Source organism: Citrobacter telavivensis, assembly GCA_009363175.1.
In the GTDB taxonomy this organism is placed as follows: Bacteria; Pseudomonadota; Gammaproteobacteria; order Enterobacterales; family Enterobacteriaceae; genus Citrobacter_A; species Citrobacter_A telavivensis.
This window is the reverse complement of the sequence record CP045205.1, coordinates 389,555-404,042: the sequence shown is the minus strand read 5'-3', so window position 1 is coordinate 404,042 and position 14,488 is coordinate 389,555. Positions and strand designations below refer to the sequence as shown.

15 protein-coding genes are annotated in these 14,488 nt (G+C 53.3%); 10 read left to right on the top strand and 5 right to left on the bottom strand.

The annotated features are described in order from the left end of the window. Positions 1-2 precede the first annotated feature (2 nt). From GBC03_04110 to GBC03_04100, 3 genes are read right to left on the bottom strand one after another with little or no spacing between them, the layout of a single operon-like run. Positions 3-1,385 (bottom strand): family 1 glycosylhydrolase, encoded by a 1,383-nt coding sequence (locus GBC03_04110; GenBank protein QFS69451.1) that lies wholly within the window; start codon positions 1,383-1,385, stop codon positions 3-5. Positions 1,386-1,405: 20 nt separating this feature from the next. Beyond that, entirely contained in the window at positions 1,406-2,737 is a 1,332-nt protein-coding gene (locus GBC03_04105) for a PTS sugar transporter subunit IIC (protein ID QFS69450.1), read from the bottom strand. 12 nt (positions 2,738-2,749) lie between these two features. After that, positions 2,750-3,064, bottom strand: coding sequence for a PTS sugar transporter subunit IIB (locus tag GBC03_04100; protein QFS69449.1), 315 nt, complete (start codon positions 3,062-3,064; stop codon positions 2,750-2,752). A gap of 292 nt (positions 3,065-3,356) precedes the next feature. Here GBC03_04100 and GBC03_04095 point away from each other — a divergent pair, with 292 nt between their 5' ends. Then, on the top strand, positions 3,357-4,313 hold the full coding sequence (locus GBC03_04095) for a LacI family DNA-binding transcriptional regulator (protein QFS73909.1): 957 nt from the start codon (positions 3,357-3,359) through the stop codon (positions 4,311-4,313). Positions 4,314-4,348: 35 nt separating this feature from the next. Here GBC03_04095 and GBC03_04090 read toward each other — a convergent pair whose 3' ends face one another. Further along, positions 4,349-4,642 carry a hypothetical protein gene (locus tag GBC03_04090; GenBank protein QFS69448.1) on the bottom strand — a complete coding sequence of 98 codons (294 nt, stop codon included), beginning with the start codon at positions 4,640-4,642 and terminating at the stop codon, positions 4,349-4,351. Between the two features lie 129 nt (positions 4,643-4,771). Here GBC03_04090 and GBC03_04085 point away from each other — a divergent pair, with 129 nt between their 5' ends. Beyond that, positions 4,772-5,188, top strand: coding sequence for a GNAT family N-acetyltransferase (locus GBC03_04085; GenBank protein QFS69447.1), 417 nt, complete (start codon positions 4,772-4,774; stop codon positions 5,186-5,188). A 103-nt stretch (positions 5,189-5,291) separates the two neighbouring features. Further along, positions 5,292-8,090, top strand: coding sequence for a transcriptional regulator DagR (dagR, locus tag GBC03_04080; protein ID QFS69446.1), 2,799 nt, complete (start codon positions 5,292-5,294; stop codon positions 8,088-8,090). A gap of 4 nt (positions 8,091-8,094) precedes the next feature. On the opposite strand, the gene GBC03_04075 is transcribed toward dagR, so the two are convergent. Then, positions 8,095-8,301 carry a hypothetical protein gene (locus GBC03_04075; protein QFS69445.1) on the bottom strand — a complete coding sequence of 69 codons (207 nt, stop codon included), beginning with the start codon at positions 8,299-8,301 and terminating at the stop codon, positions 8,095-8,097. A 1-nt stretch (position 8,302) separates the two neighbouring features. On the opposite strand from GBC03_04075, the gene GBC03_04070 reads away from it, so the two are divergent. From GBC03_04070 to nlpA, 7 genes are all read left to right on the top strand, one after another. Then, positions 8,303-8,728 (top strand): PTS fructose transporter subunit IIA, encoded by a 426-nt coding sequence (locus GBC03_04070; GenBank protein QFS69444.1) that lies wholly within the window; start codon positions 8,303-8,305, stop codon positions 8,726-8,728. A gap of 11 nt (positions 8,729-8,739) precedes the next feature. Then, a complete protein-coding gene (locus tag GBC03_04065; protein QFS69443.1) occupies positions 8,740-9,225 on the top strand; it encodes a PTS sugar transporter in 486 nt (161 codons plus the stop codon). A gap of 23 nt (positions 9,226-9,248) precedes the next feature. Next, positions 9,249-9,998: a PTS sugar transporter subunit IIC gene (locus GBC03_04060; protein QFS69442.1), complete on the top strand. Its 750-nt coding sequence runs from the start codon at positions 9,249-9,251 to the stop codon at positions 9,996-9,998. Then, positions 9,998-10,855 (top strand): PTS system mannose/fructose/sorbose family transporter subunit IID, encoded by an 858-nt coding sequence (locus GBC03_04055; protein QFS73908.1) that lies wholly within the window; start codon positions 9,998-10,000, stop codon positions 10,853-10,855. Before GBC03_04060 ends, GBC03_04055 begins: the two co-directional genes overlap by 1 nt. Before the next feature lie 3 nt (positions 10,856-10,858). Continuing rightward, the gene (gene dgaE / locus GBC03_04050) at positions 10,859-11,968 is read left to right on the top strand and encodes a D-glucosaminate-6-phosphate ammonia lyase (GenBank protein QFS69441.1); all 1,110 of its coding nucleotides are present in this window, start codon (positions 10,859-10,861) and stop codon (positions 11,966-11,968) included. Further along, positions 11,955-12,698, top strand: a complete 744-nt coding sequence (locus GBC03_04045) for a 2-dehydro-3-deoxy-phosphogluconate aldolase (GenBank protein QFS69440.1) — start codon at positions 11,955-11,957, stop codon at positions 12,696-12,698. Before dgaE ends, GBC03_04045 begins: the two co-directional genes overlap by 14 nt. A 168-nt stretch (positions 12,699-12,866) precedes the next feature. Next, positions 12,867-13,685 carry a lipoprotein NlpA gene (gene nlpA / locus GBC03_04040; protein QFS69439.1) on the top strand — a complete coding sequence of 273 codons (819 nt, stop codon included), beginning with the start codon at positions 12,867-12,869 and terminating at the stop codon, positions 13,683-13,685. The last annotated feature ends 803 nt before the right edge of the window (positions 13,686-14,488 follow it).

Genomic DNA, 14,488 nt, shown 5'->3' with positions numbered 1-14,488 from the left:
TCTTAATCGAATCCGTTGTGTTCGGCGGTATTAGCGAACCACTCGCCGCTCTTTTTCACCGTACGTTTTTGCGTGTCTAAATCTAACTGTACCAAGCCATAGCGGTTTTTATATCCGTTGAGCCATGACCAGTTATCAATAAACGTCCACATATGGTAGCCAAGACACTGACAGCCCTCGCTGATCCCTTTATGTAGCCATTTAAGGTGTTCAGAAACAAACTCAATACGGTAGTTGTCGTTAATTTGCCCATCCTGAATAAAACGCTGTTCGTTTTCTACGCCCATTCCGTTCTCAGAAATAAAGCAGCGCGGGTTGCCGTAATTATCACGCAGGTTCGTAATAATATCGTAAATACCCGGCTCATAAATTTCCCACCCGCGATAAGGGTTCATTTTGCGGCCTGGCATTTCGTAGTAATCAAACAACCACTCCGGCATAAAGGGCGCATTCAGATTGACTGCGGTATCACGGCATTTCACCCGACGCGGCTGGTAGTAGTTAATCCCCAGCAGGTCGATTTTGCCATCGGCAATCAGCTGTGCGTCACCCGGTTGACAGGCTGGCAACTGATCGTACTCTTTCAGCAATGCCACCAGATCCGCCGGATATTCCCCTTTCAGCACCGGATCGAGGAAGCTGCGGTTAAACAGCAGATCCGCATAGTGTGCGGCTTTCACATCCGCCGGATGCGGTGAGCGCGGATAGGAAGGCGTCAGGTTGAGCACCACGCCAATTTCGCCATCGTTGTTGCCCGCGCGATAAGCGCGAACCGCCGTCGAGTGCGCCAGCACGGTGTGATACGCCACGGTCGCTGCGCGCCTGAAATCCACTACGTTCGGGTAATGGAAGTCATACAGATAGCCGCCTTCCACCGGCACAATCGGCTCGTTGAAGGTGAACCAGTGCTTAACGCGGTTGCCGAACAATTTGAAACACGTCTGCGCGTAGCGGCCAAAGGCCTCCACGACGTCACGGTTTTCCCAGCCGCCCTTCTCCTGCATCACCATCGGCATGTCGAAGTGAAACAGCGTGATAAACGGCGTGATGCCCTGCGCCAGCAGTTCGTCAATGACGTTGTTATAGAACGCCACCGCCTCAGGATTCACCTCGCCCGTACCATCAGGAATCAGACGTGACCAGCTTAACGAGGTGCGGAAGCTGTTATGTTTTAACTGCTTCAACAGCGCGATGTCCTGTTTCCAGTGCTGATAAAACGTCGAGGTGTTCGCCGGGCCAACCCCCTGATGGAAACGACCTGGCTGGCGGTCGAACCACACATCCCATGTGGTCTGGCTTTTGCCGCCGTTCAGGCTATCCCCTTCGGTTTGCAGCGCTGAGCAGGCACTGCCCCACCAGAAGTTTTCAGGAAAACGGTATCTCATTGTTCTGACTCCTTGATTCATTATGAGTTGCTACGGGCAGCGTTCGCCACGGAGACGGCGTCCTGGGCTTTTTGCTCTTCTGTTTTCATCAGAGAGCGTTCGTAAGCGCGCAGGAACGGGAGGTAAATCAGCGCCGACATCACCATGCAGATCAGGCACATCACCACCGGACTAAAGGCCCAGTTTGCCGCCCACGATGCGCCAATCGGTGCGGGCGTGGTCCACGGCGTCAGTGATACTACCTGATCCAGCCAGCCCAGACGGGTCGCAGCGTATGCCAGTACGGCGTTGATCATGGGCACGAAGACGAACGGGATAAACAGCATCGGGTTCATGATGATCGGCGCACCGAACAGAATAGGCTCATTAATGTTAAAGAAGCTAGGGACGATCCCCATTTTGCCGATCGTCCGCAGATGGGTAACGCGACTGCGCAGCAGCAGGAAGGCCAACGGTAAAGTAGAGCCCACGCCGCCGATCAGCAGGTAGTGATCCCAGAAACCTTGCAGATAAACGTGTGGCAGGGCGACACCCGCCGCGAGAGCAGCCTGGTTTGCCGACAGGTTTGCCATCCAGAACGGGTTCATAATGCCCGTGACGATCAGCGAGCCGTGAATACCGGCAAACCAGAAAATCTGGCACATCAGAACCGAAAGCAGGATCGCCGGCAGGGAGTCAGACGCTGAAACCAGCGGTGCCAGCAGATGCATAATCGCCTGCGGAATAATCATTCCGGTCTGCGCTTCAATAAACAGGTTCAGCGGATGCAGTGTCGCAATGACCACCAGAACCGGAATGAGGATCTCAAACGAACGGGCGACGCCGGTCGGAACCTCTTTCGGCAGACGGATTGTGATGTTGTGCTGCTTCAGCCAGGCATAGACGCGCGTGGAGTAGATGGCGGTAATCAGTGCGGTAAAGATCCCCTGACCGGAAAGGTACTGCGTGGAGATTTTACCGTCGGCATACGGTGCGGCGACCAGTAAAAAGGCCATAAACGCCAGCAGGCCGGACATAATCGGATCGAGATTAAACTGACGGCCCAGACTGGCGCCAATGCCCACGGAGATGAAGAACGTCATAACGCCCATACTGAGGTTAAACGGCAGCATCAGTTGTTCACGGTATGTGGCGGAAAAATCGAGCCAGCCACGGGCAAAGCTGTTGGTGGTTTCGGCAGAGAACGGCGGAAAAATAAACACCAGCATGAACGAGCCGATGATCATAAACGGCAGCGCCGCGGTAAAACCATCACGAATCGCAATCACGTATTTCTGCTGGCCCAGTTTACCGGCAAGAGGCGTGATGGATTGTTCTATGACAGCAACCATTGACTGATATAACGAACTCATAATGACACCTTTCTAATGTGCCGCTTCAATCAGCGACAGAGCAAAATCCAGCACCTTGTCACCGCGTTGCATTCCGTAATCCTGCATATCAATGGCTTTTACGGGGATGTTTTGGGTGGCAGCCTTCTCTGAGAGCGTGTTAAGCATGTATTTTACCTGGGGGCCAAGTAACACCACCTGGTAGTTTGGAAACTGAATGTCAAATTCGGAAACGCCATATGCATCAATTTGTACTGGCAGCTTCCGCTCTTCTGCGGCTTCGACCATTTTACGAACCAGCAGACTGGTGGACATCCCTGCAGAGCAACACAACATAATCCTGAACATTATTAACCATCCTCAAAATGTAAAAACTTATTGCGAGTCTGATTTGATATCATACGGAAACCGGTTTCCATACGAAGCAAACGGAACTGTGACAACCGTCAAGATCTTATTCTTATAAGGCTAATTATTTGGATTTGGCTCACGGTTTCGTCGCTATTTCACGCTTTTTGAGTGGAAACGGAAAATCGGTTTCCATGAAAAAAGGAAAACGCTATACTGCTGGTGGCGAATATTTAAGCCAATGTTAAACTCAGGATTGAAGGAGCCAGGCAGGCTCTGTCAGGGGAGAATGATGTCTACTATCAACGATGTATCGCGTTTGGCTGGCGTGTCTAAAGCCACGGTGTCGCGCGTGTTGAGCGGATCGCGTGGTGTGAAGGAAGCCAGTCGTCTTGCCGTGTTAAAGGCGGTGGATGAGCTGAACTATCGTCCGAATGTGATTGCCCAGTCGCTGCTCAGTCAGTCCACCGGCTGCATAGGCGTGATTTGCGCGCAGGACAACATCAACCAGACGACGGGCTACCTTTACGCGCTGGAAAAGCACCTGAGTCAGCATCAGAAACATTTGTTGCTTCGTTTCGCCAATACCAAAGCGGAGGTGATGAGCGCCCTCGATGAGTTAAGCTGCGGCTTGTGTGACGATGTGCTGATTATTGGTGCGCGTTTTCCGCTGCATATCACGCAGGAGAACGTCATTCTGGTGGACTGTCTGGAGGCAGGCGACGACGTGACCAGCATTCAGTTTGACCACACCTTTGCCACCGAAACGGCCTGTAACTATCTGATTAGCCAAAATCGTCGGCAGATAGCCCTCATCCATCCTGAAGGCATGGGGTTCTGCGAACAGGTGCTGCTCGGTTACAAACATGCGCTGGAGAAGAACTTCCTGCCGTTTAATCGCAACCTGGTCTTTATGGAAGCGACCTCTTCCTCGGTGGCGTTACAGGAGCTGTTAAATAACGCTTCCACGCTTAACTTTAACGCGCTGCTGGTGGCGGATGAGCAGCAGGCTCAGCGGGTGATCCCGCAATTGCAGGCGTTTAATAAGTCGGTTCCGGAAGACATTATGATCTTCAGCCTCGCCGGCTCGCTGCATCTGCCGGGGATCCCGACCATCCCGGCAATCGAATACTCTATGGATGCGATGGCGGCGCGGATTGTCAGTTGGCTGAACGAAAAAACGCAAAGTATGTTGGGATCGTATGTGCTGCGCGGCGACTTAATCATCCCGGATGTGCGTCAGCGGTAAAGTTTATCATCGGGCGTGAAGCGCGGGCTTCACGCTTACATGTCCGGGCATTCCACCTTGCCGAGCGCTTCCCAGTAGTTGTTCTGATTATTCCTTTCCATCGCCAACGCCGCCTCGCGGATGTGCTGTTGATTGTCTTTATTCGCCATGATCGTTTTTTCCCACGCCTCGTCAGAAGGTGAACCCTGCGGCGTACAGATTTTGCGTAGGTCCTTGAGTATCGTATTTTTTTCGTGCGCGGATTGCAGTGCGCCGTAAGGCGAGTCGGCCTGTGCCAGCGTGGGCAGCAAGAAAAGGGCGGCAATGATCGATAAAACGGCTCGTTTCATGATAATAATCCTTGTAGTCGATGCGCATCATTTCAAGAGTAAGTGTAGACGGTGTACGACTCCCTCAGCAGCCTGTGCTACTGTCGGAAAACGATTCAGCCAAAAGTTGTAGTTTTTCAGGAGGATAGAGTGCAGATACAGATTACAGATACCGTTACCGAAGACGATCAAAACGCGCTGCTTGCTGGACTGCGTGCCTACAATTTCCAGTTTCTGAAAACGAGGAATTTTGGCGATCTGGCGGTTTACTGGCGTGACGAGCAGCAGGACATTCGCGGTGGATTGATTGGCAAAATCAAAGGGGAATGGCTGAGCATTGATTTTTTATGGATGCATGAGTCCCTGCGCAAAGGCGGTTACGGCAGTCAACTGATCCAGGCTGCAGAGCACGCCGCTCGCGAGAGAGGTTGTCTCCATGCGCTGGTCGATACCCTGAGTTTTCAGGCGCTGCCGTTCTATCAGAAGAACGGTTATCAACTGCAATTGACCCTCGATGACTTCCCGGAAAAAGGGGCCGCCCGGCATTATTTATCGAAAACATTTTGATGACCGGACGGGTTCACCATGACGTCTGGACGTCGATTCACTTTCTTGCATAGCAGAATAGTGTATGTTCTGAACAATCATTTAATTCTTAAGCGGTAAAGAGATGAGACGGATTGAGATCGTACTGGGAGAGCTTGAAAGGCTGACGCGTGGGCTGGATCGTGCCGATTTGGCGCAGGAAACGGCGTTCACGGCGGAGGCGATTGGCTTTAACCTGGGGCTGGCGCGCAACTCGGTCAGTAAAGATCTCAATCAGCTGTGGAACGATGGTCTGGCGATTAAAAGCCGGGGACGTCCGGTGTTCTTCCTGCACAGACAGACGCTGGAGACGTTGCTGGGGCGCAAGCTGGAGAGTAGCGAGCGCGAAGTGCGCTCGGTGGCCGACCTGCTTCCGCAAGCGGAAAATACGGGCGGTGACGATCCTTTCACCGGTCTGATTGGCTACGATCGCAGCCTGCGTGACGCCGTAGAAAAAGGCCGTGCCGCCGTGCTCTATCCGCAGGGCCTGCATGTGTTGCTGACCGGGCCGTCCGGCGTAGGGAAAACCTTTTTTGCCGAACTGATGCACCGCTTTGCCTGCGAACAAGCCGCCGGTTCCCCGCCGCCGCTGGTCTATTTTAACTGCGCCGAGTACGCCCATAACCCGGAACTGCTCTCTTCGCACCTGTTTGGCCATCGTCAGGGGGCCTTCACCGGTGCGAGCGAGAATAAACCCGGTCTGGTCGAGCAGGCGGACGGCGGCTATTTGCTGCTCGACGAAGTGCATCGCCTGCCCTACGAAGGACAGGAGAAACTATTTTCTATTCTCGATAAGGGCGAGTACCGTCCGCTGGGATCCAGCGCCACGGCGCGTCCAATCTCGGTTCGTCTGATTTGCGCGACCACGGAACCGGTGAGTTCATCGCTGTTGCGCACCTTCCAACGACGAATTCAGGTGAGCATCGACTTGCCGGGGATTCGTCAGCGATCGATTGAGGAACAGGTGGAGCTGATCGTCGGTTTTTTGCAGCGTGAAAGTCGCAAAATCGAGCGTACGGTCAGCATCGACAAAACGCTGTTGCTCTGGCTGTTGAACAAACCGCTGGAGGGCAACATTGGTCAGTTGAAGAGCGATATCCAGTTCTTGTGCGCCCAGGCGTGGGCATCGGGGATGACGGAACATAACGACACGCTACAGCTGGATAAACGGCTGGCGGAGATACCGTTCCATGCCACGCCGGAACAACGTCTGCTGGTCGACGCGCTGTTTGAAGGAAAAGAGCGGCTGAACATTGATGCGCGTACGCTGCCGGCGCTGAAAACCTCACTGGCGACCGGGGCGGAAATCGAAGAGAGCGATCTCTTTTACAGCTTCCTGACCCGTGAATATGTCAATCTGCGCAACAGTAATGTCCCGCCGGCGGAAACGCTGGCTATCCTGAAAAACAAGCTCAGTTCAATCTTCGAATATGGCCTCTACAGCCGCGATAGCGTGGCGCATCCGCCGCGCTATGGCGATCAAATTGAAGAACGCGTGACGCTACTGATCGGCTGCGTGGAGCAGGTGCTGGGCTTTACGCTGCCGGAAAATCTGGTGAATCCGCTGCGCAAGCACTTCCTGGCGCTGATTGGCTATGTCCAGCGCGGACTGATTCCGCAGCTCTACTCTTCCAGCCTGATCCTCGACCGCTGCAAGGATGAATACGATAACGCCACGCTGTTGTGCCGGAAAATCAATGAACTGCTGCATATTCAGTGCCCGGCGACGGAAGTGGTCTGGCTGTGTCTGTTCCTGAAAGAGTGCCGTCACTACCGCCAGCGCATTGATGCCAGCCCGGACTGCGGCGTGATCCTCGTCGCGCACGGCGCAACCACCGCGACCAGCATGGCGCAGTACGTCAACCGCGTACTGGAACGCGATCTGTTCAGCGCGGTCGACATGCCGTTTGAGCAGTCGGTGCATGACACGCTGGAAACGCTAACCCAGATTATTCAGACCCAACGCTATCAGCGGCTGATTCTGATGGTCGATATTGGTTCACTGGTGCATTTCGGCAGTACGATCAGCAAGTTATTTCAGATAGACGTACTGTTAATGCCCAACATCACGCTGACCAGCCTGCTGGAGATCGGGCTGGATTTAAGCTACGAAACCAGCGACCTGCCCCAGCTTGCGGCGCTCATGCAGAGCAAAAACATCCCCTGTCAGCTGTGTACCCCGCAGCAGGAAAACGGCGGCAAAGTGCTGGTTATCTCCTGCATTACCGGTATGGGTACGGCGGAAAAAATTAAAAAAGTGCTTGAGGAGAGCTTTGGCGAACTGATGTCGCAGGACACGCGAATGGTTATTCTCGATTACAACGACGTGCGCAGCCTCGAACGCGTCCAGCAGGCGCTGAACGCCAATGAGCGACTGGCGGGAATTGTCGGTACTTTCCAGCCGGGGCTGCCGGATATTCCGTTTATCTCGTTGGAAGAACTGTTCTCAGAGCAGGGGCCAAAACTGGTGTTAAGTCTGCTGACGCCGGATCTCTCCAGCGCCGAACGCCGTCTGGAGATGGAGCGCAGTGCCATGCGTTTTATCAGCGCGCTGACCATGGAGAGCATTATTAACCATATTTCGGTGCTCAATCCGCAGCGCATTCTCAAGGAGATGGAGGGCGTGCTTAACCACCTGACGACCACGCTTTCCCTGAAACCGAGTCGCCAGGTGACACTACGCTTCCTGATCCACTGCTGTTGCATGGTTGAGCGTATCGTGATCAACCGTAAACCGTTACAGATGGCGCTGGAAAACAAACCGAATCTCGATCCCCGCGCGTTTAGTGTCATTAAATCTGCGTTTCTGCCCATTGAAGAGGCCTATGCCATCCGTTTATCGGATGCGGAATATTTTTATATCTACGAACTGCTTTATAGCTGATCCCTTAACGGGCGAGGCGTTGCGCCCTGCCCGCTCTCTTTTCCCCCTCGCGTGACACAAATACTGGCACAACCCTTGCTCTTACTTTGATGAGTTTTGCCGGATGGCGGCATAAATGCCTTATCCGGCCTACAAAAGCATTATCCGTAGGCCTGATAAGCGAAGCGCCATCAGGCATTGCAAGTCTCATGTAATCGCGCCAGGAGGCCATTTTGACTACCACTCAACCGTTGCCCGAAATTCTGCTGCTCACGCATGGTGGCTGGGGACAACAGCTCTGTAACAGCCTGCGTATGGTGATGGGCGAAATTAAAGGCGTGACGGAAATTGCACTGATGCCCGTCGATACGCTGGGCGAGTTTTATCAGCGTGTCGAGGACGTGGTGAAAACCATGCCGGACGGCTCGCTTATTCTGACCGATTTTGTTGGCGGTACGACGTCCAATGTGGCAGCGCGACTGAGCGCGGATTATCCGGTGGCGGTCGTTTCCGGGTTGAACGCGTCGCTACTGCTGGAAGCGCTGGACAGACGTGAACACGGTTCGTTGACCCTCTGCGTCAGTGAACTGGTGGAAGCCGGACGCAGCAGTTGCCTGGACGTTGTCGCTCATGTCCGTCAATTACAACAATCACAATAAGGAAAATCATCATGGCAAACATCGTGTTATGTCGTATCGATAGCCGACTGATCCACGGACAGGTGGTGACGAAGTGGGTCGGACAGTCCCAGGCTAACCGCATCGCAGTGGTCAGTGACGAACTGGACGCCGATCCGTTTATGAAAAACATCTACCTGATGGCCGCGCCGCCGAACATCAAAGTGGATTGCTACAGCAACCAGAGCTTTGCGGCTTCCTGGAAAGAGAACCAACTGGGCGACGGCAATGTGCTGGTGCTGTTCCCCTCCCTGGCGGCGATTCAACAGGCCGTACAACAGGGGTTTGATGTCACGACCATTCAGGTTGGCGGCCTGGGCGGCGGGCCAAACCGTAAAGCCGTGTTCCAGAACATTACGCTCGATGAAAAAGACGTTGGCATTCTTAACGACCTGAAAAGTCGTGGGATTCAGGTGTTCTTCCAGACTATCCCGGAAGATAAACCGCAGTCGCTGGACGATATCCTGAAAAAATTCTAATTCTCTGATAATGGGATAACACTATGGATACCTTAGTTTTTGCAAGCCTCATGGGGTTGTATTACTGGTTTGCCCGCTTACGCCTTGGCTACACCTTCTCTGCCATGCTGCTTCAGCCGGTGGTGGTGGCCGTCTTTGTCGGGCTGCTGCTTGGCAACATGCAGACGGCGATGATTATCGGCGCGGGGATGCAGCTCGTTTATCTCGGCGTGACCTCAACGCCTGGCGGTAACGTGCCGTCAGATCCGGCGCTGGCAGCCTGTATCTCGATTCCTATCGCGGTGAAAGCCGGGATGGATCCAAACCTGGCGATTGCGCTGGCGATCCCCTTCGGTGTGATCGGCGTTTTCCTCGACCAGTTGCGTCGTACGCTGAACGCGGCCTGGGTACATATGGCCGATAAGCACGCGGAAACGGCGAATATGTCGGGCATCATGCGCTGTGCGTTCCTCTACCCGGCATTGCTCGGACTGGCGCTGCGTTTCCCGGTGGTGTTTGCCGCGAACTACTTCGGTCAGGACGTGGTGGAAAGTTTCCTCAAACTGATGCCGCACTGGCTGACCCACTCCTTTGAAATCATGGGCGGGATCCTGCCGGCGCTGGGCTTCGCCATCACCATTATGGTGATCGGTAAAAAGAGCCTGCTGCCGTGGTTTATCGGCGGATTCTTCGCGGTGCTGTACCTCAAGGTGGACATCATGGCGATGGCGATCTTCGGTACCTGTGTGGCCTTCCTGATTAAAGGTCTGGCGAAAAATGAAGGAGCAGCATGATGAGCAGCGACGTAATGCAGCATGAACTGGTTGAGCGCGCACGGACAACCGGGGCGTTGACCAAAGCGGATATCACCAAAGCGTGGTTTATCTACTGGCTGGGCGCGGAGGTATCCAACTCCTATGAACGTCTGCAGAGCCTGATTTTCTGCGCCTCGATGACGCCGATCATCAAAAAGCTCTACCCACAAAAAGAGGAGCAGGTGGAGGCGCTAAAACGTCACCTGAACTTCTTCAACTCTGAGCAAACTTTTGGCGCGGTGATCCAGGGGATTTCCATTGCCATGGAAGAGCAGAAAACGCGCGGCGAGCCGATCAGCGATGCCTCAATTACCGGGATTAAAACCGGTCTGATGGGCCCGCTGGCTGGGATGGGCGACTCCATTGTTTGGGCCGCCGTCATGCCGCTGCTCATTGCGATTTTCATCCCTTTCGCCGCCAATGGCAGCGCGTTTGGCGGTATTGCACCGCTGATCCTCTATCCGGCAATCACGCTGGCGATCAGCTACGGCCTGATCCACAAGGGCTACACCCTGGGGCGTGATTCTATCGTCGGATTACTGCAAGGGGGGCGAATCAAAGAACTGATCTACGGCGCGAACGTGCTGGGGTTAATCATGATGGGCGCGCTGTCGGCAAGCTACGTCAAGATCACTACGCCGTTGAAAATCAGCGCGCTGAAGGGTTCTGAAGTGGTGGTGCAGCAGATCCTCGACTCCATCGCGCCAGGCCTGCTGCCGCTGGCGGCGGTGTTTGCCATCTATATCTTTCTGGTGAAGAAAGGGCCGCGATACACCACCATTCTGTTGTCAATTGTGGCGCTTAGCGTGGTTTGTTCGCTGCTGGGAGTGTTGTAAGTCATGACACAGAATATCTATCAACAGCTGGGACTAAAACAGGTGATTAACGCCTGCGGCAAGATGACGATTCTTGGCGTCTCCAGCGTCGCGCCCCAGGTGATGCAGGCCACTGCGCGGGCGGCCTTCGCCTTTGTCGAAATCGATGAGCTGGTGGACCGTACCGGTGAGCTGGTTTCCCGCTTTACCGGCGCGCAGGACAGCTATGTGACCTCCTGCGCGTCGGCGGGGATCGCCATTGCCGTTGCCGCCGCTATTACTCGTGGCGACCCGCTCAGGGTGGCTCTCATGCCAGACAGCAGCGGCATGGCCAACGAAGTGGTGATGCTGCGCGGTCATAACGTGGATTATGGCGCTCCCATCACCAGCGCCATTCGTCTGGGCGGCGGGCGCGTCGTGGAGGTCGGGGCGAGCAATCTCGCCGCGCGTTGGCAACTGGAGAGTGCGATTACCGACGAGACCGCCGCGCTGTTGTATGTGAAATCGCACCACTGTGTACAGAAGGGCATGCTCAGCATTGACGACTTTGTACAGGTTGCGCAGATCCATAACCTACCGTTGATTGTCGATGCCGCCGCCGAGGAGGATTTACACGCCTGGGTGGCGAGTGGGGCGGATATGGTTGTCTACAGCGGGGCAAAAGCCTTCAATGCGCCCACCTCCGGGTTTATCACCGGCAAGAAACCGTGGATTGCCGCCTGTAAAGCGCAGCATCACGGCATCGCCAGAGCGATGAAGATCGGTAAAGAGAACATGGTCGGACTGGTGTATGCACTGGAAAATTATTACCAGGGGCAGACTGTGGTGACCGCCGAACAGTTGCAACCGACGGCAGAGGCGATTTCGGCAATCCGTGGGCTGACCGCCGATATTGAGCAAGACGAAGCCGGGCGCGCTATCTGGCGTATTCGTGTACGGGTCGACACGCAGGTGCTCGGTCTGGACGCGCGTGAAGTCGAAGCTCAACTTCGGGGAGGCGATATCGCTATCTACGCCCGTCGCTATAACCTCCATCAGGGCGTCTTTAGCCTCGACCCACGTACGGTCGCCGAAGGGGAAATGGCACTCATTGTGGCGCGACTCAGGGAGATTGTAGAACATGCAGCAGATTAATTTTTATCGCCAACGTGTGGCGATTAACGTGCTGGCGAAAGATATCGCCAACGCCCGGGAAATCTATGACGCCGCCGAGGGACATGCGGTGATTGGCATCCTGTCCGCGCAGTTTTCGTTAGTTGACGAAGGCGTCCAGGAGGTCAAACGTTGGATGGCCGAAGTCCCCTCGGTTTCAGTGGGCCTGGGGGCAGGCGATCCGGCGCAGTATTACAAAGCAGCGATGATTGCATCAAAGGTCCATCCGGCGCACGTCAACCAGACCTTCACCGGCAGTGGTTTTGCGGCGGGGGCGTTGGCGGCGACAGGCGGAGAACAAACGCACATCAACGCGCTGGTCAGCCCGACGGGGACGCCTGGTGAGGTACTGATCTCCACCGGCGTCAGTAGCGGTCAGGGAACGCCAGCGCGCGTCTCATGCGATGCTGCAATCCGTATGATGCAAGATATGGGCGCGCACGCGGCGAAGTTCTTCCCAATGGGGGGCGAAAAGTCTCTTCCTGAGCTGTATGTGCTGGCAACCACTGCGGCACGTAACGGCATGACGCTGATCGAACCGACGGGTGGCATTGATGTGGAAAACTTTGGCGTCATACTGCAAACCTGCCTGGAGGCAGGCGTGCCGCGCGTAATGCCGCATTTATACACATCGATTATCGACCCACAAACGGGCAACACCCGACCTGAAGATATCGTCCGGTTAATGGAGATCGTGAAAGCGTTGGTCTGAACCGAATGGCGCTGCGTGTGGTTGGCGCAGCGTCATCAGGATTTTTGAATATTCCCTCTTTATGCTTTTTTCTTCTTATTGATGCCTTTTCGTTTTTTAAACCGCAGCAGCCTTCCCGCTATAGTCATTTCATTACTCATCAGGCGGTTATTTCAAAAGGATAAAAACGTGAAATTGACGATACCTCATTTACGGACAGGGGCGGCGGTACTGTTGGCGGGATTGTTGTTGGTCGGTTGCGACCAGCAGAGCAGTGATGCAAAGCACATCAAAGTCGGCGTGATTAACGGCGCCGAGCAGGATGTGGCGGAAGTCGCCAAAAAAGTGGCGAAAGAGAAGTACGGTCTCGACGTCGAACTGGTCGGTTTCAGCGGCTCACTGTTGCCGAACGATGCCACCAACCACGGCGAACTGGATGCCAACGTCTTCCAGCATCGCCCGTTCCTTGAGCAGGATAATCAGGCGCATAACTATAAGCTTGTGGCGGTGGGGAATACCTTTGTCTTCCCGATGGCCGGCTACTCGAAAAAAATAAAAACGGTCGATCAATTGGCGGACGGCGCAACGGTGGCGATTCCTAACGATCCCACCAACCTCGGACGGGCGCTGTTGCTGCTGCAAAAAGAGCAGTTGATTACCCTGAAAGAAGGAAAAGGATTGCTGCCGACGGCGCTGGACATCACCGCCAACCCGCGTCATTTACAGATTATGGAGCTGGAAGGGGCGCAACTGCCGCGCGTACTGGACGACCCGAAAGTTGACGTGGCAATTATCAGCACCACTTATATTCAGCAAACCGGGCTTTCTCCGGTTCACGACAGCGTGTTTATCGAAGATAAAAATTCGCCGTATGTGAACATCCTGGTGGCGCGAGAAGACAATAAAGATGCGGAAAATGTGAAGGAATTTCTGGCGTCTTATCAGTCACCTGAAGTCGCAAAAGCGGCAGAAACGATCTTTAACGGCGGTGCGGTTCCGGGGTGGTGATCGGTAACGCATTCAGATAACTGAATTTTATCGCCAGAAGCGCTCTTCTGGCGATACTGTACAACGCTACCTTTATCGCTGAACGAGCATTAAGATTATCCCTTCTTTTCCTTGTGTTCAGATTTTTCAATGAACAATGTACTTCCATTCTTTTTTGTACTCAAAAACCCCGCTTCTAATAGTCATTTGTCCTTTTTTGTAAGGTTATGATGAGTAATCTGTAGATTTATATTCTGAGAAAGAGTATGTGACTAAAAGAAAAGATCGTTACGGGAAAATTCCTGGAATTGGCGGGTTTTGCAACACCAGGTTAACGATGGTTACGTTTTTTATTAAAATAAGATTTTTCTTACAATAAAATAAAAGAATGTTTCATTCATAATTAATTATTAATTATTAACACATTACGTAAAGTACCCGAGTCGGTTTGTCAGGATTATTCTCTTAATCGTGAAAAATGGTTTTTCTGGCTAAAAATTCGACTGCAAATGTATCTTTTTTGTTTAAATTGTTTTTGTTTTTTGTTTTAAGTGTGATCGTGAGGCGTTTAATTTAGCTGTGTTTTGGTTTGTGTATTGATTTAGATCAATTTAATCGATTTATAAAATTTTATCTTTTTTTAACCAATGCTGTCTTATAAAAACCTAATTATCGATATATTTATAAGGGTGAATAGCGTAGATAGAAGGCAGCACTTTATTTTCCGATAAGCATTTGGATTGATTGGTTTTGGTTGAAAAATCCTAATATTGCGGATGAAAGTTTTGCGTATATCATGTCAATGGAACCGAAAGGTGTTATTC

Excerpts from the sequence above, each read along its gene's own strand:
- GBC03_04110 (QFS69451.1), bottom strand. The coding sequence starts at position 1,385 with ATGAGATACCGTTTTCCTGAAAACTTCTGGTGGGGCAGTGCCTGCTCA.
- GBC03_04105 (QFS69450.1), bottom strand. The coding sequence starts at position 2,737 with ATGAGTTCGTTATATCAGTCAATGGTTGCTGTCATAGAACAATCCATC.
- GBC03_04100 (QFS69449.1), bottom strand. The coding sequence starts at position 3,064 with ATGTTCAGGATTATGTTGTGTTGCTCTGCAGGGATGTCCACCAGTCTG.
- GBC03_04095 (QFS73909.1), top strand. The coding sequence starts at position 3,357 with ATGTCTACTATCAACGATGTATCGCGTTTGGCTGGCGTGTCTAAAGCC.
- GBC03_04090 (QFS69448.1), bottom strand. The coding sequence starts at position 4,642 with ATGAAACGAGCCGTTTTATCGATCATTGCCGCCCTTTTCTTGCTGCCC.
- dagR (QFS69446.1), top strand. The coding sequence starts at position 5,292 with ATGAGACGGATTGAGATCGTACTGGGAGAGCTTGAAAGGCTGACGCGT.
- GBC03_04075 (QFS69445.1), bottom strand. The coding sequence starts at position 8,301 with ATGGCCTCCTGGCGCGATTACATGAGACTTGCAATGCCTGATGGCGCT.
- GBC03_04065 (QFS69443.1), top strand. The coding sequence starts at position 8,740 with ATGGCAAACATCGTGTTATGTCGTATCGATAGCCGACTGATCCACGGA.
- GBC03_04060 (QFS69442.1), top strand. The coding sequence starts at position 9,249 with ATGGATACCTTAGTTTTTGCAAGCCTCATGGGGTTGTATTACTGGTTT.
- GBC03_04055 (QFS73908.1), top strand. The coding sequence starts at position 9,998 with ATGAGCAGCGACGTAATGCAGCATGAACTGGTTGAGCGCGCACGGACA.
- dgaE (QFS69441.1), top strand. The coding sequence starts at position 10,859 with ATGACACAGAATATCTATCAACAGCTGGGACTAAAACAGGTGATTAAC.
- GBC03_04045 (QFS69440.1), top strand. The coding sequence starts at position 11,955 with ATGCAGCAGATTAATTTTTATCGCCAACGTGTGGCGATTAACGTGCTG.